A 317-nucleotide genomic window follows, 5' to 3' on the forward strand; every position below is an offset into this window, starting at 1 on the left:
CGGCTGTACCGCCCGATTTCTTCGTTGGTAAGCTCCGCGAGATTATCACTGCCTCCGGCAATTGCCGGAACAATCATCAGTTCGCCGTTATCTGCGATTGGCGTATCCAACCCTTGCAAACTGTTGATATTCGCACCGCCTACGAACAAGTTGATAAAATCACGAAGCTGTCCGTCTTCCGTGAACAGGTGAGTTTTAAGTGCAGGGTAAGCGTCCGCAAGAGCTTTAATAGCGTCGCCTGCCGTACCGCAGTTTACATCCAGCCCCGCCCACAATCAGCTTAATTGTCTCTGCCGCCTGAATCGTCCCGATAATGC

Annotated in this window: 1 protein-coding gene; it reads right to left on the reverse strand. The window is 52.1% G+C overall.

Annotated features, from left to right (window positions below; all coding sequences use genetic code 11):
- Positions 1–275 (reverse strand): ubiquitin-like small modifier protein 1 (locus ACYVTD_RS18810; protein WP_461249102.1); only part of this gene is annotated, 275 nt, incomplete at its 3' end.
- Between the last annotated feature and the right edge of the window lie 42 nt (positions 276–317).

Source organism: Treponema sp. R6D11 (assembly GCF_054786075.1).